Raw genomic sequence first — 18,517 nt, forward strand, 5'->3', positions numbered from 1 at the left:
GAGGTGCGTTCCATGGTGAAAAACCTTGTGGAACTGCGCGGCCTGAAGGTCGCTTTCGACGGCGTTCAGGTACTGCATGGTATCGATCTCGATATCGCCCGCGGAGAGGCGATCGGCCTTGTGGGTGAATCCGGATGCGGCAAGTCCGTCACTTGGCTTGCAGCACTCGGGCTTTTGCCCGGAAAAGCAACGGTTAGCGGATCAGTCCGCGTCGACGGACAGGAAATCCTCGCACAGCCACGACACGTGCTCGAAGGCGTGCGCGGCAAGCGGATCGCAATGATCTTTCAGGATCCGTCCAGCTCGCTCAATCCGGTTCTGCGCGTCGGTCGCCAGATCACCGAGGCGTTGGCGATCCATCGCGGCCTTCACGGGGAGGCTGCAAAGGCGGAAGCGCTGCGGCTGCTCGATATGGTCGGCATTCCGGATGCAGGGCGGCGCATCGATCTCTTTCCGCACGAATTCTCGGGCGGCCAGTGTCAGCGCGTGATGATCGCCATGGCGCTTGCCGGCGAGCCGGATCTGCTCGTTGCCGACGAGCCGACAACGGCTCTCGACGCGACGATTCAGGCTCAGATCCTTGATCTTCTCATCGCATTGCGCGCCGAAACCGGCATGGCGACCATCTTTATCAGCCATGATCTGGGCGCTGTCTCGCAGGTCTGCGAGCGCGCCTGCGTCATGTATGCCGGCCGTATCGTGGAGCAGGGGACAATCCAGGCCCTGTTCGACAACCCGCGCCATCCTTACACGCGCGGTCTCTTCGATGCCATTCCGCGTCTGGATGGTCCGCGCGACCGATTGATCCCCATTCCCGGCACGGTTCCCAATCCACGCGACCTGCCGGAAGGCTGCGCTTTCTCGCCGCGCTGTTCGCATGCCGCAATCGACTGTCGGACCCGCATGCCGGCTCTTCAGTCCACGGATGATGGGCGGCTTCTGTCCTGTCACCATCCCGTCGGTTCCCATCCTCCGATCGGCGTCACGCATCCCGTCGAGGCACGCGTTCTGGAGCCGCTGTCATGAACGACCGTTTCAAAACGCCGCTCATCGAAGCGAAAGGTCTGGTCCGGACCTACGAGGTTCGCCAGGGCATGTTCGGACGCGCGACACCGGTGCGCGCCGTCGATGGCATTGATCTGAAGGTCATGCCGAGAGAGACGCTCGGCATCGTGGGCGAGTCCGGATCCGGCAAGTCGACGCTCGGCCGCATGCTGCTCGGCATCGATCCTCCGCAGGAAGGGCAGGCTCTCTTCGAAGGCAAACCGATGCCGAAGCTCGCAACGCCGGAATGGCGTGCATTGCGCGCAAAAATGCAGTTCGTCTATCAGGATCCGCTGGCTGCGCTCGATCGCCGTCTGACGATTGCCGAGCAGATCGGCGAGCCGCTCGCCATCCACAATCTCGTGCCGAAGCCCCATCGGGAAACGCGCGTCGCCGAGTTGATGTCGGCTGTGGGTCTGAGACCCGATCAGGCGGGTCGCTATCCGCATGAGCTTTCGGGCGGTCAGCGTCAGCGCGCCGTCATTGCGAGGGCGCTTGCGTCGCGGCCGAAGCTTCTGGTTTGCGACGAACCAGTTTCGGCGCTCGACGTGTCGATCCAGGCGCAAGTGGTCAACATGCTGCGCGACCTGCAGGAGAAAAACCACATCGCCATGGTGTTCATCAGCCATGATCTGAAAGTGGTCCGCAATATCGCTGATCGCGTCGCCGTCATGTATCTCGGTCGCATCGTCGAAGAAGCATCCTCGGACGTCATCTTCAAGACGCCGCTGCATCCCTATACCAAGGCGCTGGTTTCCAGTGTGCCGGTGCCGGGCAAGCTGCTTCAAGGCCGCGTCATCCTGCAGGGAGAGCCGCCGAACCCTGCCAACCGCCCATCCGGCTGTGCCTTCCATCCCCGCTGCCCGCTTGCCGCCGATATCTGCCGTACCAGCGTGCCGAAGCTTCTGTCGGTTGCCGACGGCCGAACCGCGGCCTGTCATATGGTGACCCGCGCCGAGGCGTCGGTCGCGGCCTAAAGGAATTCCCGATGTTTCGTTTCGCTTCCATTCGCCTTCTTCGCGCGCTCATCACCATCCTTGCCGTCATCACCTTTGCCTTCGTCGTGTTGCGGCTGTCTGGTGATCCGGCCCAGGTCATGCTTGGTCCCGATGTTCCGCAAGAATCCGTTGATGCCTTCCGCAAGGCCTGGGGCCTCGATCAGCCGCTGTGGATCCAGTACCTGTCCTACATCCGGGCGATTTTCACGGGCGATTTCGGCGTTTCCATGCGTGACAAGGCCTCCGCCATGCAGCTGGTGATCGAGCGCATTCCGGCGACCCTGCAGCTGACGATCCCGGCGCTGTTCCTAAAGGTCGTGATCGGCATCCCGGCCGGCGTCTATGCGGCCCTGCATCGCCAGAGCGCGATCGATCGCGGCGTTATTCTGGCTGCCATTTTCGGCTTCACCATTCCGTCCTTCGTCATGGGCCTGCTTCTGGTGCTGATCTTTTCGATCACGCTCGGGCTGCTTCCATCCGGTGGGCAGGACACGTGGCAGCACGGCATCCTGCCGACGCTGACGATGAGCATCGGCGGTATCGGCATTCTCGCGCGCTTTTCGAGAAGTGCGATGATCGAGGTGATGGGCCAGCCCTATATCCGCACGGCTTCTGCCAAGGGGATGAAGTGGCAGGATGTCGTCTGGAAGCATGCGCTGCCGAATGCCGCTGTTCCGATCGTCACCATCGTCGGGTTCATGGTCGGCACGCTGATCGCCGGCGCCGTGGTGGTGGAATCGATCTTCTCCTGGCCAGGCATCGGACGCCTGCTCGTCGTCTCTGTCAGCAACCGGGATCTCGCTGTCGTCCAGTGCATCCTGCTCCTGGTCGCCGCCACCATGGTCGTGTCGAACCTCATCGTCGACCTGCTCTACGGCTTTCTCGATCCACGGCTTCGCGCCCAGAGCGCTCACTAGAGAGGAGGCCGGTCATGACTGTTACTGATATCGCCCGCCCACAATCGCCCAACCTGTCTCTCTTCACCCGCTTCATCAAGCAGGTCCGCAAGGTCCCGTTCTCCGTTACCTTCGGCATCGTCTGGCTGGTCGGGATGGTGGTGGTTGCCGTGTTTGCAGACGTCATCCGCCCCTATGGCATTACCGCCATGGATCTGCGCGCCCGTCTGTCGCTGCCGGGCAATCCCGCGCATCTGCTGGGCACTGACGAACTCGGCCGCGATGTCCTTTCGCGCCTGCTTCAGTCGATCCGCGTGTCGCTGGCGATCGCCTTTGGTGCAACGATCATCTCCGCCGTGTTCGGTACCGTGCTCGGCTTTGCCGCGGCAAAGTTTCGGGGCGCGGTCGAGCATCTTGTCCTCGTTCTCGCCGATTTCCAGGCGGCCCTTCCGTTCCTGATCATGTCGCTCGCCGTGCTTGCCTTCTTCGGTTCGTCGATGCCGCTTTTGATCGGTTTGATGGGGTTTTACGGCTGGGAGCGCTATGCCCGCATCGCCCGCGGCCTCGCGATCTCGGCCAGCGCGCAAGGCTATGCGTCTGCCGTTGTGCAGCTCGGCGCCACGCCTGGCCGCGTCTATCTTCACCACATCCTGCCGAACGTTGCCTCGACCCTGATCGTCTCGATGACGCTGACCTTTCCGGAAATCATCCTGATGGAAAGCGGGCTCTCGTTTTTGGGCCTCGGTGTGCAGCCGCCGGAAACCAGCCTTGGCAACATGGTGGGCTTCGGCCGCGAATACCTGACACGGGCGCCGTGGATCATGCTGGCGCCGGCCTTCGTCATCATGGTGACGACGCTTTCCATCTCGCTCGTCGGCGACTGGCTGCGCGACAAGCTCGATCCGACCCTTCGCTGATCACACTTCAGGAGACGACAATGACGAAGATCACCGGCCACCGGGGAGCCCGCAATCTCTGGCCTGAAAACTCCATGACCGGCTTTCGCAACGTGCTGGATCTGGGTGTGGATGCGATCGAATTCGACGTGCACCTGACCGATACCGGCGAACTGGTCGTCATCCACGACGCGACGCTCGATCGCACGACGGACAAGACCGGCCCGGTCCGCTCGCTGACGCCGGACATGCGCGGCGAAACGCATCTCGACGGTTCTGATGACACGGTGCCGACGCTGGCCGACGTCCTCGCCGTCCTGGCGACATCCGAGGGCAAGCAACTGCATGTCGAAATCAAGTCCGACGAAGCAAAGCAACCCTATCCTGGCATTGCGGAAAAAGTCGTCGCGGAAATCGAGCGGTTCGGTCTGGCCGAGCGCTGCCATCTGACCTCCTTCGACCTCTCCGTTCTCGACGAATGCCAGCGCATTGCTCCGCATATTGCGCGCCTCGTGTCCGTCAATGCGGAATGGGCTGACAAAGAGGGCGGTCTCGAACGCTTCCTCGAGAAGGCCGACGGCCTCGCCGATATCGTTGCCATCCACCACGAGCTGATGGATGCCGAATGGGCGCTTATCACCGGCAAACTTCCGCTCGAAAACCTTTGTGTCTGGACACTGAACGACGAAGCATTGATCCGGCGCTGGCTTGACCGCGGCATCGGTCACCTGACCTCCGACAGCCCGGACCTCGCGCTCGATCTGCGACGCGAAACCCAGTTCCAATCCGAACCTGCCTGAAAGGGAATACGACAATGAGCAACATCATCGGCACAGGCTTCAATGCCGGCTCCACCAATGGAGAACTTGAAAGCCTAGAAAAGGAACTTCGCATCCTGAGCGAGATCGGCGTCGATACCGTCGAACTCGGTCTGACCAGCCTCGATCTGATCTCGGGCGGCCGGATCATCGAAGAACGCGCCGAGCGGCTCGTGGCGCTGACGAAGCAGTTCGACTTCCGCTACACGGTTCATGGCCTTGTCTCCTCGAACTTCATGGAGCCGGAAACCTGCCGCTACCAGCTCGACGCCGCCAAGGCGCTTGCGCAGATCTGCGATCGGATCGGTGCCGGCATCCTGGTGCAGCACGGCGGCAATCTCCGCGCCGAACAGATCATGGAGCGTGCCGAGGCCGACGCCCGCGAACGCGAAGCGCTGTTCGAACTCGCCGAATTCTGCAAGCCTTACGGTGTTCGGGTCGCCTTTGAAAACATCTTCACCACGGAGCCCGGCCAGTATCGCCAGACGCCCACCCAGATCGCCGAAACGGTGAAGACGGTCGGGCATCCAAACCTCGTGGCGCTGATCGACTTCAGCCACGCCTATATCGAATCGACCTATCGCGGCCTGAACTTCCGCGAGGAACTGCGTGCCATGGCGCCTGTCGCCGGCCATCTGCATGTTCATGACAGCTTCGGCCGCCCGCAGGCTTTCTACAAGGGTTTCCACGTGCAGGAAAATACCGCGCTCGGCATCGGCGATCTGCACATGCCGCTCGGCTGGGGCGATATCGACTGGGAAGATATCTTCTCGGAACTCACCTTCCTGCCCGGCACCGTGCTGATGATGGAAATCGGACGCCGCTACCATGCCGAACAGCCTGCAAGTCTGGAACGCGCGAAAGGCCTTATGGCCCTGAACGACCGCACCGCAGCTATCGCGGCAGAATAACGTCGGGCAGAGCGGGGGAGGGACACTTCCCCGCTCTGGCCTTCTGATGTCTGCCCTCAGGGAACGGTGAGTTCCAGATTGAGACGGCCGGACGCGCCATCGAGATGATCGCGCATGGCGCTTCTGGCCCGGGATGCGTCGCGAGCCGCAATTGCGTCGCGGATTGCCACATGTTCGGCGATCGTGACTTCAACGATCTCCTCCAGCACGGCCTTGGCCCTCGCGGCGTTGATGGTGAGCTGGATACGCTCGGCGATGAAGCCGATGAACTGGATGAAATAATCGTTGCGGGTCGCAGCCGCGACAGCGCGATGGAAGGCGAGATCGGCAGCGATGCCTTCCTCGGTCCATTTGGCGGCACCGGTCATCTGCGCCAGAACCTCGTCGAGGCGCTTCAGATCTTCGGGCGTATGGCTGACGGCCGCAAGCGCCGCCGCCTCGACTTCAAGCGCCAGACGCAGCTGGAACAGGTCGCGGAAATTCTCGGGATCGGAGAGGTCGGCGGGCTCGACGCGGATCATCTGTCGACGATCCTTTTCCGTTGCAAAGGCACCGACGCCCTGGCGTGTCTCCACCAGTCCTTCATTGCGCAACTGTGCAATGGCTTCGCGCACGACCGATCTGCTGACGCCGAATGTCTGGGCAAGCAGATGTTCGGTCGGCAGCTTTTCTCCGGACGCGATCCGTCCCTCGACGATCTCGCGTCCGATTTCCGCGGCGATCCGGGCCGGTAGATGCGCGTTGCGCCTGATCTGGTTGAAATCCGTCAAAGCCAAAGCCGCCTTCCTGTTACGGATGGTTTCTACGACTTCGGCGACAAATTCAACTGGCATCCCGGGTTCATCACGAGGTCGGGATCGATCGCCCGCTTGATCGCAGTCAGCAACTTGCGCTTTGTCTCGGGAAGCCTGACATCGAAATCCATCTGCTTCAAGCGGCCGATGCCGTGTTCGGCGCTCATGCTGCCAGCATATTGATCGACCACCTCGTTGAGCACGGTCTTCGACCGATAGATCCGTTCAGCCTTGTCCGCTGCGGAAAGATCCGAAGGCGGCAGACAGTTGAGATGCACATTGCCATCGCCCACATGGCCGTAGGAAACGCAGATGCAATCGGGAAGGGCGGCATGGATCGCCTGTTCCGCATCACGGACGAAGTCCGGCAGCTTCGAAAGTGGCACGGAGACATCGCTTCGCATATGCGCGCCGCGCTTTGCCTGCCCCTCGTTCATGCCCTCGCGGATCAGCCAGAGGTTCTTCGCCTGCGCCTGAGACGATGCGAGTGTCCCGTCGAGGACGAGAACATCCTCCATCACGCCCTCCAGGAAACGCTCCATCAGGTTCTGGATATCGACGAGGCCCGATCCCGATATCTCCATCAGGACATAGGCCGGATAGTCGCCCGGTATCGGCAAAGGCAGGTCGGGGATCGCTTCTCTCGCGAGCGTCAGGGCAAGCGGCGGCATGAATTCGAAGGCCGACATCAGGTCGCAGCAATCGCGGCGCGCCCGCCGGAAAAGGGTAATCACGTCTTCGAGTGAGGCGAGGCCGAGCAGCGCAGTCGCAACCTGATCGGGGTAGGGGGAAAGCTTGACCGAAACGGCGGTGATGATCCCGAGCGTGCCCTCGGCGCCGATGAACAGTTGCTTGAGGTCAATGCCGCGGTTGTCCTTGCGCAGGGTCGAAAGCCCGTTGAGGATCGAGCCGTCGGGCAGCACCACCTCAAGCCCGAGCACAAGCTCGCGGGTCATGCCGTAGCGCAGCACGTTGATGCCGCCGGCATTGGTCGAGACGTTGCCGCCAATCCGGCAGCTGCCCTGCGCGCCAAGCGCAAGCGGAAAGAACATCGCCTTGTCGGCGATCGCGTCCTTGAGTTCGGAGAGGATGCACCCGGCCTCGACCACGGCGGAAAAATCGTCCGCGTCGATATTGCGGATCGCGTTCATCCGCTCGAGACTGATGACGACCTGGCGTACCGGATCGTCCGGTATGCCGCCGAGCACGAGCCCGGTATTGCCGCCCTGCGGAACGATCGCCAGGTTCAACGCGTGACAGGCCTTCACACAGGCGGCGACGTCCTGCGTCGAGCGCGGCCGGAGAACTGCAACGGCGCTGCTGGAAACGTCGCCGTGCCAGTCGCGGCAGTAGCGCGCAATTTCGGTCTCGTCGCGGATCACGATGTCGCTGCCCAACGAGGCGGTCAGCGACATGGCCGGGCTATCCTCAAGATCCAATGCCATGGTGTCTCTCCCTTGGGCTCATCCGTCCGCTCTTTGGAAAGGCGCGGCTTCTTGATAACCTCTTTTTCACCCGGTAAGGCTGGACAAACCATATAAGGTTATCAGACAACCGTACAAGAAAAATCATGCCGGGTTCGCAACGCTCTGCGAACTCTCGGAAAAGGGAGGTTCCATGCATATCTTGATTATCGGCGCGGCCGGAATGGTCGGGCGCAAACTGACGACGCGGCTGCTTCGGGAGGGAGCGGTCGGTGGCGCCGCGATCGAAAAATTGACGCTGGTCGACGTGGTCAGTCCGGAAAAACCCGAAACCACCGTGGCGATCGACAGTTTCGCGGTGGATCTGTCGACGCCGGGCGTCGCCGAAACCCTGGTCGAAGGTCGCCCGGATCTGATCTATCATCTCGCAGCCATCGTCTCGGCCGAAGCCGAACTCGATTTCGACAAGGGTTACCGGATCAATCTCGACGGCACGCGCTATCTGTTCGATGCGATCCGCCTGGCCCACCAAGCTGACGGCTACAAGCCGCGTGTGGTCTTCACGTCTTCCATCGCCGTGGTCGGCGCGCCCTTGCCGCTGTTGATCCCTGACGATTTCCACCTGACGCCGCTCACCAGCTACGGCACCCAGAAGGCGATGTCTGAACTGCTTCTGGCAGACTATTCGCGTCGGGGATTTTTCGACGGCATCGGCATTCGCCTGCCGACCGTTTGCATTCGCCCGGGCAAGCCGAACAAGGCCGCATCCGGCTTCTTCTCGAACATCCTGCGCGAACCGCTGATCGGTGAGGAAGCCATTCTGCCGGTGCCGGAAAGCACCCGCCACTGGCACACGTCGCCGCGCTCGGCGGTCGGGTATCTTGTCCATGCGGCGGATCTCGATCTGGCGCAGCTTGGCGCGCAGAGAAGCCTTTCCATGCCAGGCGTCAGCGCCACGGTCGGCGAGCAGATCGACGCGCTGCGGCGCATCGCCGGCGACAAGGCGGTCAATCTCATCCGGCGCGAGCCGAACGAGATGATCATGAAGATGGTCGCAGGCTGGGCACCGGGTTTCGAGGCAAAACGCGCGACCGAACTTGGGTTCACGGCCGAGAAGAACTTCGACGAGATCATCCAGGTCCATATCGAGGATGAACTCGGAGGGAAGCTGCAATGACTACCGCAAACCCCTCGGAAAAGATCGCCTTCCTCGGAACAGGCCTGATGGGTGCACCCATGGCGCGCCGATTGCTTCAGGCCGGGTATTCGCTTCTTGTCTGGAACCGCAATCCGGATAAGGCGAAAGCGCTGGAGAGCGATGGCGCTACCGTCGCAGCATCACCTGCTGAGGCCGTCGATGGCGCAGATATCGTCATCACCATGCTGACGGACGGCAAGGCCGTTGGCGACGTCCTGTTCGGGAGCGGTTGTGCCGATCGTCTGGCCAAGGGCGCCAAGGTGATCGACATGAGTTCGATTGCGCCGGCCATTGCCAAGGAGCATACAGCAAAGCTTGGAGAATTGGGCATCGCCCATGTGGACGCGCCGGTGTCCGGCGGTGTGGTCGGAGCGGAGGCTGGCACGCTTGCGATCATGGCGGGCGGTGATGCGGATGTGGTCGCAAGCCTCCAAGACATGTTTTCGGCAATGGGTCGGGTAACCCATGTGGGCCCGAGCGGCGCGGGACAAATCTGCAAGCTCGCCAACCAGCAGATCGTTGCGGTCACGATCGGTGCGGTCGCCGAGGCCATGATCCTTGTCGAAGCCGGTGGCGCTTCCCGCGAAGCCTTCCGCAACGCAATCCGCGGCGGTTTCGCCGACAGTCGCATCCTCGAAATCCATGGTCGCCGTATGGTGGAGCGGGCGTTCGACCCCGGTGGCACGGCAAAGAACCAGTTGAAGGATCTCAACGCGGTCATGGACGTTGCCGACGCCCTCTCCCTCACGCTGCCGCTGACCAGCGGGGTGAGGGCAGAGTTCACGGATTTCGTCGAGGACGGCGGCGGGCCGCTCGATCACAGCGGATTGCTTCTTCATCTCGAAAAGCTGAACCCGTAGTTCTTTGGAAAGGCTTGACCCGGCTGGCTGAGGCGATACCTGATAGGCTGTCGATTGAAGCGAAGCGCTGAGGGGGGATGCTTTTGTCAAAAGATACCGGGGAAAAAAAGCAGGCCTGGAAAGCGCTTGCCGAGCGGGAGCTGAAGGCTTCGCCTGACACGCTGGTCTGGCACACGGCGGAAGGGATCGACATCAAGCCGCTCTATACGGCAGACGATCTCGACGGCATCTCGCACCTCGATACGATGCCGGGGATCAAGCCTTTCGTGCGAGGTCCGCGGGCAACCATGTATGCCGGTCGACCCTGGACGATCCGCCAATATGCCGGTTTTTCGACGGCGCAGGCCTCGAACGCCTTTTACCGGCGCAACCTTGCCGCCGGCCAGAAGGGCCTGTCCGTCGCCTTCGACCTTGCCACCCACCGCGGCTATGACAGCGACCACCCGCGCGTCGAGGGCGATGTCGGCAAGGCCGGCGTGGCGATCGACTCGGTCGAGGATATGAAAGTCCTGTTCGACGGAATTCCGCTGAAAGACATGTCCGTCTCGATGACCATGAACGGCGCGGTGATCCCGATTCTTGCCGCCTTCATCGTCGCCGGCGAGGAACAGGGATGCGAGCGCTCGCAGCTTTCGGGCACCATCCAGAACGACATCCTCAAGGAGTTCATGGTCCGCAACACCTATATCTATCCGCCCGAACCCTCGATGCGGATCGTTGCGGACATCATCGAATACACCGCAAGAGAAATGCCGCGCTTCAACTCGATCTCCATTTCCGGCTATCACATGCAGGAGGCGGGTGCGACGCTGGTTCAGGAACTGGCCTTCACGCTGGCGGACGGGCGCGAATATGTGCGCGCCGCGATCGCTAAGGGCCTCGATGTCGACGAGTTTGCCGGACGCCTTTCCTTCTTCTTCGCTATCGGCATGAACTTCTTCATGGAGGCGTCCAAGCTGCGCGCTGCCCGTCTTCTGTGGTCGAGGATCATGGAGGAGTTCGCGCCGAAGAAGCCGGGCTCGCTGATGCTGCGCACTCATTGCCAAACGTCAGGCGTCTCGCTGGCCGAGCAGGATCCCTACAACAACGTCATCCGCACGGCGTACGAGGCGATGTCGGCCGTGCTCGGCGGCACCCAGTCGCTGCACACCAATGCGCTCGACGAAGCGATGGCGCTGCCGACCGATTTCTCCGCCCGCATCGCCCGCAACACGCAGCTGATTCTCGCCCACGAAACCGGCGTCACCAAGGTCGTCGATCCCTTGGCTGGCTCCTATTACGTCGAAAGCCTGACCAGCGAGCTTGCGGAAAAAGCCTGGGCCCTGATTGAAGAGATTGAGGCGCTCGGCGGCATGACCAAGGCTGTCGCCGACGGTCTGCCGAAACGACTTATCGAGGAGGCGGCGACGCTGCGCCAGGTCAAGGTCGACCGCGGCGAGGAGATCATCGTCGGCGTCAACAAATACAGGCTCGAGACGGAAGACGATATCGACATCCTCGCCATCGACAATACGGCCGTGCGCAACGGCCAGATTGAGCGGCTGGAAGAGGTGCGCCGCAAGCGCAATCCGCAAGAGGTAGCAGCGACTCTCGCAGCCCTTGGCGAGGTGGCGACGTCGGGACGAGGAAATCTTCTGGCGGCGGCCGTCGAGGCGGCGCGCGCGCGTGCCACGGTCGGCGAGATGTCGGATGCGATGCGCAAGGCATTCGGCGATCATGCGGCCATGCCGGATGTGGTCAGCGATATCTACGGCCCTGCCTACGAGGGCGACCCGGAATACGAAACGCTGACTAGGCGTCTTGCCGAATACACATCGGCTAAGGCCAAGCCGAGGATCATGGTCGCAAAGCTCGGCCAGGACGGCCACGATCGTGGCGCCAAGGTCATCGCCTCGGCCTTCGGCGATATCGGCTTTAAGGTTCTGGCCGGCCCGCTGTTCCAGACGCCGGATGAGGCCGCCGATCTGGCAATCCAGCAGAAGGTTCAGGTGGTCGGCATGTCGTCGCTGGCAGCCGGTCACAGGACGCTTGCCCCGCAACTGGTCGATGCGCTCAGGCGCAAGGGCGCAAACGACATCATCGTCGTGGTCGGCGGCGTCATTCCGCGTCAGGACTACGACTACCTCCTCGAAAACGGCGTCGCTGCCGTATTCGGGCCCGGCACAAACGTCCTCGATGCCGCCAACGCCGTGATCGATCTCCTCGAAGGAAAACGCCGGAATGTGTGAGGCACAATGATCGGGAAGCTCAATCACGTCGCGATCGCGGTGCCGGATCTGGCGGCGGCATCCGATCAGTATCGCGGCCTCGGTGCTTCGGTCTCCGCGCCACAGGATTTGGCCGAGCACGGCGTGACCGTTGTCTTCGTCGAACTGCCCAACACCAAGATCGAGCTTCTCCACCCCTTCGGAGAGACGTCACCGATCACGAGCTTTCTGGACAAGAACCCGTCCGGCGGCATCCACCACCTGTGCTTCGAGGTCGACGACATCAAAGCCGCCTCCGCAAGGATCGTCGAGACGGGCGCACGCATTCTGGGCGACGGTCAGCCGAAGATAGGCGCACACGGCAAACCGGTGATCTTCGTTCACCCAAAGGACTTTCAAGGCGCGCTGATTGAGTTTGAGCAGGCCTGACGGGCGAGAGACACGGAGCATGAGGCTTTCCGGTCAAAGCAACCAATCTAGTCGCTCATACCGAAGCCGGTATCTCCTGAAGCCACGGGTGACGGTCTCTGTCCGAGACCACGTAGCGGGCTATGTCATCGGCATAGCTTGCCGTCAGGTCGAGATCATCCCAGCCGTTGAGGAGCTTGGTGCGCCAGACGGGCTCGATCTCGAAGCGGAAGACATGGTTGGCGAGCCGGATTTCGCAGGTGTCGAGATCGACAAAGGCACGGTCCTGTCCATTTTCCAGCAGGGAAAGAATGGTCTCCGCATCCTCTTCGGTCACCCGCGCCGGCAAGAGGCCGTTGTTGACGGAGTTGGACGCAAAAATGTCGCCGAAGCTCGGTGCGATGACACAGCGAAAACCGTAGTCGACAAGCGCGTAAACGGCCGCCTCCCGCGAGGAACCCGCGCCGAAATTCCGGCGTCCCACGAGGATTTCGACGCCTGCGCGGGCAGGGTCGTTCAACGGGAAATCCAGGATCGGATTGCCTTCCCCGTCGAAGCGCATGTCATACAGAAGGTACTGGCCGTAGCCCTCCGATCGCGAGCGCTTCATGAAGCGCGCCGGGATCAGCTGATCGGTATCGACGCTTGCAAAAGGCAGTGGCGCAGCTTTTGCGTCGAGGGTCTTGAACGGTCTCAACTGCGGCCTCCCATCAGATCACGAACATCGGTCAGGTGACCGGTCACCGCTGCCGCGGCGACCATGGCCGGCGACATCAGGTGCGTGCGTGACTTCGGCCCCTGTCGGCCTTTGAAATTTCGGTTGGTGGTGGAGGCGCAGCGTTCGCCCGGTGGAACGAGATCACCATTCATGCCGACACACATCGAACAGCCGGAATCGACCCATTCCAATCCGGCATCCACGAAGATCCGGTCGAGGCCCTCTTGTTCGGCCTGGTGTTTGACAAGCGACGATCCTGGCGATACCAGGCCCGGAACGGCAGATTTTCGGCCGGAAAGCACGGCAGCGGCGGCTCTGAGGTCTTCGATGCGACTGTTGGTGCAAGAACCGATGAAGACGCGGTCGACCGGAATATCCGTCAACGGCATGCCGGGCTTCAGGCCCATATAGTCGATCGCTTCACGCGTATGGGCCGCGCGTGACTCGTCGGTCATAGCATCGGGCATGGGTACCGCGGACGTGATCGGCAACGCGTCCTCGGGGCTGATACCCCAAGTGACGACAGGTGCAATCTCGCTGCCCTCAATCACCAACTCGCGCTCGAAGGGGGCGTCGTCATCGCCGCGCAGGGAAAGCCAGGCTTCCGCGGCACGCTCGAAGAGATCGCCTTTTGGTGCGAGCGGCCGGTCGCGCAGGAAATTCACCGTCGTCATGTCGGGTGCGATAAGGCCGCAGCGCGCGCCGCTCTCGATCGAAAGGTTGCAGAGTGTCAGCCGACCCTCCATCGACAGCGCCTCGACCGCCGAGCCGGTATATTCGATCGCATGGCCCTGCGCGCCATCGGCACCGATCGCGGCGATCATCGCCAGTGCCATGTCCTTGGCGGTGATTCCGGGCCCGAGCTTGCCGTCGAAGCGGACCCGCATCGATTTTGGCTTTTTCTGCCACAGGGTCTGGGTCATCAAGACATGCGCAACTTCCGATGCGCCGATGCCGAACGCGATTGCGCCGAAAGCGCCGTGCGTCGAAGTGTGGCTGTCGCCGCACACGATCGTGGCGCCTGGCAGCGTGATCGCCTGCTCGGGGCCGACCACGTGGACGATGCCCTGGCGCGGGTCGTTCAGCCCGAAGATGCGCACATCATTGGCAAGACAGTTCTCCTCCAGCTGCGTGATCATCCCCGCAATGGCGGCATCGATCCGGGTGATGTCGCGTATCCGCGTCGGCGCGTAATGGTCGACGATACCGAAGGTGAGGTCCGGCCGAGAAACCCGCGCGTTCTTGTCCTTCAGCTTGTTGAAGCCGTGGAACGACCCTTCGTGAACCAGATGCCGATCTATGAAGAGCAACTGCTGACCATCCGTCTGCGATGCGATCACGTGGTTCTGCCAGATCCTGTCGAACAGTGTCTGCGGACGGTGTTCCCTCGGCATTATCAACTCCTCAAGGCCGGCTTAGGCCCTCAAAACCTGTATTGAGATTAAGACAGATTCGATTTGCAAATCAAGCGATGATGACAGACGATCCGAAGTGTTCGAATTCTCCTGAAGGGTGATGCATGTTCTCTCCTCAATGCCTCGAAGGCCGCGTCGCCATCATCACCGGCGCGGGCGGCGATATCGGGCGGGCGATCGCTATGAGGTTCGCCTCCGCTGGCGCAAGCGTCGCTATGCTCGATCTCGACGCCGTTCCAACAGATGGCTTTGACCCGGATCGCTGCCTTGCCATGCCATGCGATGTTGCCGATCCGGCTTCGGTCGAGGCCTGCATCGACGCGGTTGCCAGCCGGTTCGGCCGTATCGATATCCTCGTCAACAACGCGGCAACCGAGACGCCGCTTGGCACCGTCTGCGACATCCCGTTCGAAAGCTGGCGCAAGACGCTGGATGTCAATCTCACGGGCGCTTTCCTGATCTGCAAATACGGCGTGCCGCATCTCGGCAAACAGGGCGGCGTCATCCTCAATATCGCGTCCCAGCTCGGACATGTGACGACGCCCGGGCGTGCCGCCTATTCGGCGAGCAAAGCCGGGCTGCATTCGCTCACCCGCAGTCTCGCGCTCGACCACGCCGATCAGGGCATTCGTGCCGTCAGTCTTTCGCCGGGTGCGGTGTTGACGAGCCGTGTCACCCGACAGGCCGGCAGCGAGGCGGCGGTCATCGAAATGCTCGCTCCTCTTCATCCGATCGGTCGGATCGGAACACCGGAGGAGATTGCCGCGACGGCGCTTTTTCTCGTCTCCGACGAGGCAAGCTTCATCACCGGCACCGACGTGCTGGCCGACGGCGGCTATACGGCGCGGTAGTTCACGAGGCATGGGTCTTATCGGCAAGCCAGCGGACATAGTCTGCGCAGGCCTCGTCCGGCGCCATGAAGCGGAAGCCGAAATCCGTTTCGAATTTCTTGGCCGAGACCGCATGGCGACGTCGGGAGAGGTCGTCGTTGAAGGCGATCGCGCTGTCGCTGCCATCGGCCTTTCCCTCAGCAAAGCGCCAGCCGGGATAGGCTTTCGCCAGATGCGCACTGAGGCGGCTTAGATGCCAGGTTTGGCCAACGCTGAGATTGTAGAGATCCGAAGGCAGGCTTTCGCGCATTGCAAGCAGCGCAAGCGCTTTCGCGATGTCTCGGCTGCTCGTCCAGTCGCGAGCGCCGCCCGTGGGCAGGAGAACATCCTCACCCGCCATCGCCTTGGCGGCGATCTGGAAGGGCGGGCTCATCGTTTCGCGCACGCCAGTCTCATGCTCGTGCGGCCCGAACACCGCGGTGATGCGCGCCCGCACTGTGGATATGCCAAAACTTTTCCCCGCTTCGACAACCAGTCTTTCGCTGGCAAGCTTGGTAAAGCCGTAAAGCGTCGTGGGCATCGGGTTCGTCTCTTCGGTCACGGCTGCGCCATCGAAGGGCGCCGCGCCGTAGACGGCGGAGGAGCTCGGGTAGACGAAGCGGCGGATGCCGGCTTTCCGACCCTCCTCAAGCAGGATCGCGACCGAGACCGTATTGACGTCGAAGGCGTCGCTTGCCGATGCGATGGCACTCTTTGGCCCAAGGGTGATCGCAGCCGCATGGATGATGCAGCTAATGTCGTGGCGCGAGAGAATGTCGGCGATCGCCACGCGATCCCGCACGTCCGCCAATTCGACCGTGACACCCGGCTTCACGGCAAAGGCTGTGGGAAGAGCGCGATCGTTGAGGGCAACGACTGGTTGGCTCTGGGCATTCAAGACCTCGATCAGGTTCAGCCCAAGGAAGCCGGCGGCACCCGTTATCAGAATGCTCATCGAGTGTTACTCCTTCCAGATCTCATAGGTCTCGAGCCGAGAGATGGCCGTGATAGACGGCTTCAAGGGCCGTGCGCGGCGCAAGGTTGTCGCCGATCTGCCGGACGGGCACGTCAAGATGACGGAGCTGCTGGAACAGGGACTGGTCCGCAAAATTGTGCTCGGCTGCCACGAGACCGGTGAACCCCATATGCAACTCGCTCTCGCCGGTCGAAAGATCCTCGACCGCCAGGGTCTTGCCGTCGAAGGCTGTGACCTTCCGGAGCGTTGCGATCCTCACCTTTTTCTCGCGCAGCCGTTTCAGGTTTGCGAGTGTCGAGTAGATGGTCGTGCGCCAGGCGATGCCGCCGGCCGGCGAGAAGAACGTCACCTTTTTGCCGAGGTCGGCGAGATGTTCCGCAAGCGTCAGTGCGGCCCATTCGCCGGTGCGGTCGAACAGCGCCACGTCGCTTCCTAGGGCTGCCGGATCGTCCAGCGCCTCGACGATCGTGAAGGCCTTTCCGCCACCGGCAAATTCTGTGCGAACCGGCGTCGAACCGGTCGCCAGAAACACCGCATCGGCCGCAAAATCGGAAATCGATCCAGCATCGGCATGCTTGCCTGTTATCACCGTCACACCGAACCGATCCAGATCGGCAATCTGCTCTTCCATCAGCGTTCGGAACTCAGCGCGCTTCGGCATCTTCACCGCGTCGCGAAACTGCCCGCCGAGATCGTCCTGCTTTTCCCACAGCGTCACGATATGGCCGCGCTCCGCTGCCGTCCGGGCCGCCTCCAGTCCTGCCGGTCCGCCGCCGACCACGAGCAAGCGTTTGGGTTGTCGCGTGCCGGTCGTGGCAAGCTCCGGCCATACGCCTTCCAGCCCGGCACGCGGATTGACAAGACATCGGATCGGCAGGTTCTTTTCCAGCATCCCGCCGCAACCCTGATTGCAGGCAATGCAGGTGCCGATTTCGTTCATGCGGCCTTCGACCGTCTTGTTGACGATGGCCGGCTCGGCAAGGTGGGCACGCGCCATACCAACCGCATCCGCGCCGCCGGCCGCAATGATCGCGTCGGCCTCCGCCAGTGTGTTGAACCGACAGACGGCGAAGACGGGAATGTCGTGGCCTTCGTCGCGCAAAGCGATGCGGATCCGCGCCGGCAACGACCGGAATGGTTCCGGATCGATCGCCATGTCGGCCATTTGCGAAGCGAGCGAATAGGAGGCGTGATAGGCGGAATGCGAGACATTGAAGAAGTCGATCTTTTCGGCCGCCGCAAGTGACACCGCGGTCCTCTCGGCCTGATCGATGGTGATCCCGCCCTCGACATACTCATCGCCGCTGAGGCGAATGCCCAGACAGAAATCGCGACCCACTTCCGCTCGGACAGCCTGAAGGACCTCCAGCGGAAAGCGCATCCGGTTTTCCGCCGAGCCGCCGTACGCGTCGTCGCGTGTGTTGGAAAGCGGTGACAGGAACTGCTGCAGAAGATGGCCATGCGCCATCTGCAGCTCTATCCCCTCAAAGCCCGCCGCCATGAGATGGCGCGCGGTCAGCACATGCCCTTCGATCACCGCATCCATGTCGGCGCGATCCATCGGGCGTGGCGGCAGCGCGGATGTCGCCCACGCAATCGGCGATGGGCCCCAGGAGACCGTTCGCTCAAAATCGCCCTCAACCTGCCGGCCGAGATGGATGATCTGGCCAAGGATCCGCGCGCCTTCCGCTTTGACAGCCTCGGTAATCCTGCGGAACGGTTCGATACAGGCAGGGTCGAAGCCACAGACGGCCTGCGGCCGGCCAAGCGAGTTCGCGTGAACGCGGATGGATTCAAAGATGATCGCACCGACACCGCCCCTCGCACGTTCACGGTGATAGGCAAGGTGGCGCTCGCTCGGCAGGTGGTTTTCGCCGAAATTGGTCGTGTGCGCCGGAACGAGAATGCGGTTGCGAAACGTGAGATTGCCCACGGCAAGCGGCGCCATCGCACGTGAAAACTCGGTTCCGGCAGATCTCTCTTGCATCGCACAATCTCGCATGTTGCACTGCATATAGGCAAATACGTCTGCTGAGTGTTATATGGGCATTGACGAGATCTGTCAGCCGTTTTATACAAAACCTG

The 18,517-nt window shown here is 62.0% G+C and carries 17 protein-coding genes; 11 read left to right on the top strand and 6 right to left on the bottom strand.

All coding sequences use genetic code 11. The features are described from left to right. Positions 1 to 12 precede the first annotated feature (12 nt). Genes ASF70_RS00990 through ASF70_RS01015 form a run of 6 tightly spaced genes read left to right on the top strand, consistent with a single transcriptional unit; the run spans position 13 to position 5,563 of the window. Entirely contained in the window at positions 13 to 1,026 is a 1,014-nt protein-coding gene (locus ASF70_RS00990; protein WP_062576657.1) for an ABC transporter ATP-binding protein, read from the top strand. Next, positions 1,023 to 2,021 (top strand): ABC transporter ATP-binding protein, encoded by a 999-nt coding sequence (locus ASF70_RS00995; RefSeq protein WP_062576659.1) that lies wholly within the window; start codon positions 1,023 to 1,025, stop codon positions 2,019 to 2,021. Before ASF70_RS00990 ends, ASF70_RS00995 begins: the two co-directional genes overlap by 4 nt. Positions 2,022 to 2,032: 11 nt before the next feature. Further along, positions 2,033 to 2,959 carry an ABC transporter permease gene (locus tag ASF70_RS01000; RefSeq protein WP_062458560.1) on the top strand — a complete coding sequence of 309 codons (927 nt, stop codon included), beginning with the start codon at positions 2,033 to 2,035 and terminating at the stop codon, positions 2,957 to 2,959. A gap of 14 nt (positions 2,960 to 2,973) precedes the next feature. After that, positions 2,974 to 3,855 (top strand): ABC transporter permease, encoded by an 882-nt coding sequence (locus ASF70_RS01005; protein ID WP_062458558.1) that lies wholly within the window; start codon positions 2,974 to 2,976, stop codon positions 3,853 to 3,855. A gap of 20 nt (positions 3,856 to 3,875) precedes the next feature. Then, positions 3,876 to 4,634 (top strand): glycerophosphodiester phosphodiesterase family protein, encoded by a 759-nt coding sequence (locus ASF70_RS01010; RefSeq protein ID WP_062576661.1) that lies wholly within the window; start codon positions 3,876 to 3,878, stop codon positions 4,632 to 4,634. Positions 4,635 to 4,648: 14 nt separating this feature from the next. Beyond that, on the top strand, positions 4,649 to 5,563 hold the full coding sequence (locus ASF70_RS01015; protein WP_062576664.1) for a TIM barrel protein: 915 nt from the start codon (positions 4,649 to 4,651) through the stop codon (positions 5,561 to 5,563). A 56-nt stretch (positions 5,564 to 5,619) separates the two neighbouring features. On the opposite strand, the gene ASF70_RS01020 is transcribed toward ASF70_RS01015, so the two are convergent. Both ASF70_RS01020 and ASF70_RS01025 read right to left on the bottom strand, forming a co-directional pair. After that, positions 5,620 to 6,339, bottom strand: coding sequence for a FadR/GntR family transcriptional regulator (locus ASF70_RS01020; RefSeq protein WP_062576666.1), 720 nt, complete (start codon positions 6,337 to 6,339; stop codon positions 5,620 to 5,622). A 26-nt stretch (positions 6,340 to 6,365) separates the two neighbouring features. After that, on the bottom strand, positions 6,366 to 7,802 hold the full coding sequence (locus tag ASF70_RS01025; RefSeq protein ID WP_062576668.1) for an FAD-binding oxidoreductase: 1,437 nt from the start codon (positions 7,800 to 7,802) through the stop codon (positions 6,366 to 6,368). 172 nt (positions 7,803 to 7,974) lie between these two features. Between ASF70_RS01025 and denD the strand changes: the two genes are divergently transcribed. The 4 genes from denD (at position 7,975) to mce (ending at position 12,475) form a co-directional block, all read left to right on the top strand. Beyond that, complete coding sequence (gene denD, locus ASF70_RS01030; protein ID WP_062576670.1) at positions 7,975 to 8,958, top strand: D-erythronate dehydrogenase; 984 nt, start codon at positions 7,975 to 7,977, stop codon at positions 8,956 to 8,958. Beyond that, complete coding sequence (locus tag ASF70_RS01035; protein ID WP_062576672.1) at positions 8,955 to 9,839, top strand: NAD(P)-dependent oxidoreductase; 885 nt, start codon at positions 8,955 to 8,957, stop codon at positions 9,837 to 9,839. The genes denD and ASF70_RS01035 overlap by 4 nt, the downstream gene beginning before the upstream one ends. A gap of 83 nt (positions 9,840 to 9,922) precedes the next feature. Next, positions 9,923 to 12,067, top strand: a complete 2,145-nt coding sequence (gene scpA / locus ASF70_RS01040; protein WP_244473910.1) for a methylmalonyl-CoA mutase — start codon at positions 9,923 to 9,925, stop codon at positions 12,065 to 12,067. 6 nt (positions 12,068 to 12,073) lie between these two features. Beyond that, on the top strand, positions 12,074 to 12,475 hold the full coding sequence (mce, locus tag ASF70_RS01045; protein WP_062576677.1) for a methylmalonyl-CoA epimerase: 402 nt from the start codon (positions 12,074 to 12,076) through the stop codon (positions 12,473 to 12,475). A gap of 55 nt (positions 12,476 to 12,530) precedes the next feature. On the opposite strand, the gene leuD is transcribed toward mce, so the two are convergent. Both leuD and leuC read right to left on the bottom strand, forming a co-directional pair. Further along, positions 12,531 to 13,151 (bottom strand): 3-isopropylmalate dehydratase small subunit, encoded by a 621-nt coding sequence (gene leuD / locus ASF70_RS01050; protein ID WP_062576678.1) that lies wholly within the window; start codon positions 13,149 to 13,151, stop codon positions 12,531 to 12,533. Beyond that, positions 13,148 to 14,566 carry a 3-isopropylmalate dehydratase large subunit gene (gene leuC, locus ASF70_RS01055; protein WP_062576680.1) on the bottom strand — a complete coding sequence of 473 codons (1,419 nt, stop codon included), beginning with the start codon at positions 14,564 to 14,566 and terminating at the stop codon, positions 13,148 to 13,150. Before leuC ends, leuD begins: the two co-directional genes overlap by 4 nt. Before the next feature lie 125 nt (positions 14,567 to 14,691). Between leuC and ASF70_RS01060 the strand changes: the two genes are divergently transcribed. Further along, positions 14,692 to 15,438, top strand: a complete 747-nt coding sequence (locus tag ASF70_RS01060; protein ID WP_082471678.1) for an SDR family oxidoreductase — start codon at positions 14,692 to 14,694, stop codon at positions 15,436 to 15,438. A gap of 1 nt (position 15,439) precedes the next feature. On the opposite strand, the gene ASF70_RS01065 is transcribed toward ASF70_RS01060, so the two are convergent. Beyond that, positions 15,440 to 16,411: an NAD-dependent epimerase/dehydratase family protein gene (locus ASF70_RS01065; protein WP_062576682.1), complete on the bottom strand. Its 972-nt coding sequence runs from the start codon at positions 16,409 to 16,411 to the stop codon at positions 15,440 to 15,442. Positions 16,412 to 16,433: 22 nt separating this feature from the next. Continuing rightward, positions 16,434 to 18,419: an FAD-dependent oxidoreductase gene (locus ASF70_RS01070; protein ID WP_062576684.1), complete on the bottom strand. Its 1,986-nt coding sequence runs from the start codon at positions 18,417 to 18,419 to the stop codon at positions 16,434 to 16,436. Positions 18,420 to 18,517 lie beyond the last annotated feature (98 nt).

It is taken from the genome of Rhizobium sp. Leaf321 (genome assembly GCF_001423215.1).
Classification (GTDB): Bacteria; Pseudomonadota; Alphaproteobacteria; order Rhizobiales; family Rhizobiaceae; genus Neorhizobium; species Neorhizobium soli.

Coding starts and splice junctions, on each gene's coding strand:
- ASF70_RS00990 (WP_062576657.1), top strand. CDS start 13: ATGGTGAAAAACCTTGTGGAACTGCGCGGCCTGAAGGTCGCTTTCGAC.
- ASF70_RS00995 (WP_062576659.1), top strand. CDS start 1,023: ATGAACGACCGTTTCAAAACGCCGCTCATCGAAGCGAAAGGTCTGGTC.
- ASF70_RS01000 (WP_062458560.1), top strand. CDS start 2,033: ATGTTTCGTTTCGCTTCCATTCGCCTTCTTCGCGCGCTCATCACCATC.
- ASF70_RS01005 (WP_062458558.1), top strand. CDS start 2,974: ATGACTGTTACTGATATCGCCCGCCCACAATCGCCCAACCTGTCTCTC.
- ASF70_RS01010 (WP_062576661.1), top strand. CDS start 3,876: ATGACGAAGATCACCGGCCACCGGGGAGCCCGCAATCTCTGGCCTGAA.
- ASF70_RS01015 (WP_062576664.1), top strand. CDS start 4,649: ATGAGCAACATCATCGGCACAGGCTTCAATGCCGGCTCCACCAATGGA.
- ASF70_RS01025 (WP_062576668.1), bottom strand. CDS start 7,802: ATGGCATTGGATCTTGAGGATAGCCCGGCCATGTCGCTGACCGCCTCG.
- denD (WP_062576670.1), top strand. CDS start 7,975: ATGCATATCTTGATTATCGGCGCGGCCGGAATGGTCGGGCGCAAACTG.
- ASF70_RS01035 (WP_062576672.1), top strand. CDS start 8,955: ATGACTACCGCAAACCCCTCGGAAAAGATCGCCTTCCTCGGAACAGGC.
- mce (WP_062576677.1), top strand. CDS start 12,074: ATGATCGGGAAGCTCAATCACGTCGCGATCGCGGTGCCGGATCTGGCG.
- leuC (WP_062576680.1), bottom strand. CDS start 14,566: ATGCCGAGGGAACACCGTCCGCAGACACTGTTCGACAGGATCTGGCAG.
- ASF70_RS01060 (WP_082471678.1), top strand. CDS start 14,692: ATGTTCTCTCCTCAATGCCTCGAAGGCCGCGTCGCCATCATCACCGGC.
- ASF70_RS01065 (WP_062576682.1), bottom strand. CDS start 16,411: ATGAGCATTCTGATAACGGGTGCCGCCGGCTTCCTTGGGCTGAACCTG.
- ASF70_RS01070 (WP_062576684.1), bottom strand. CDS start 18,419: ATGCAAGAGAGATCTGCCGGAACCGAGTTTTCACGTGCGATGGCGCCG.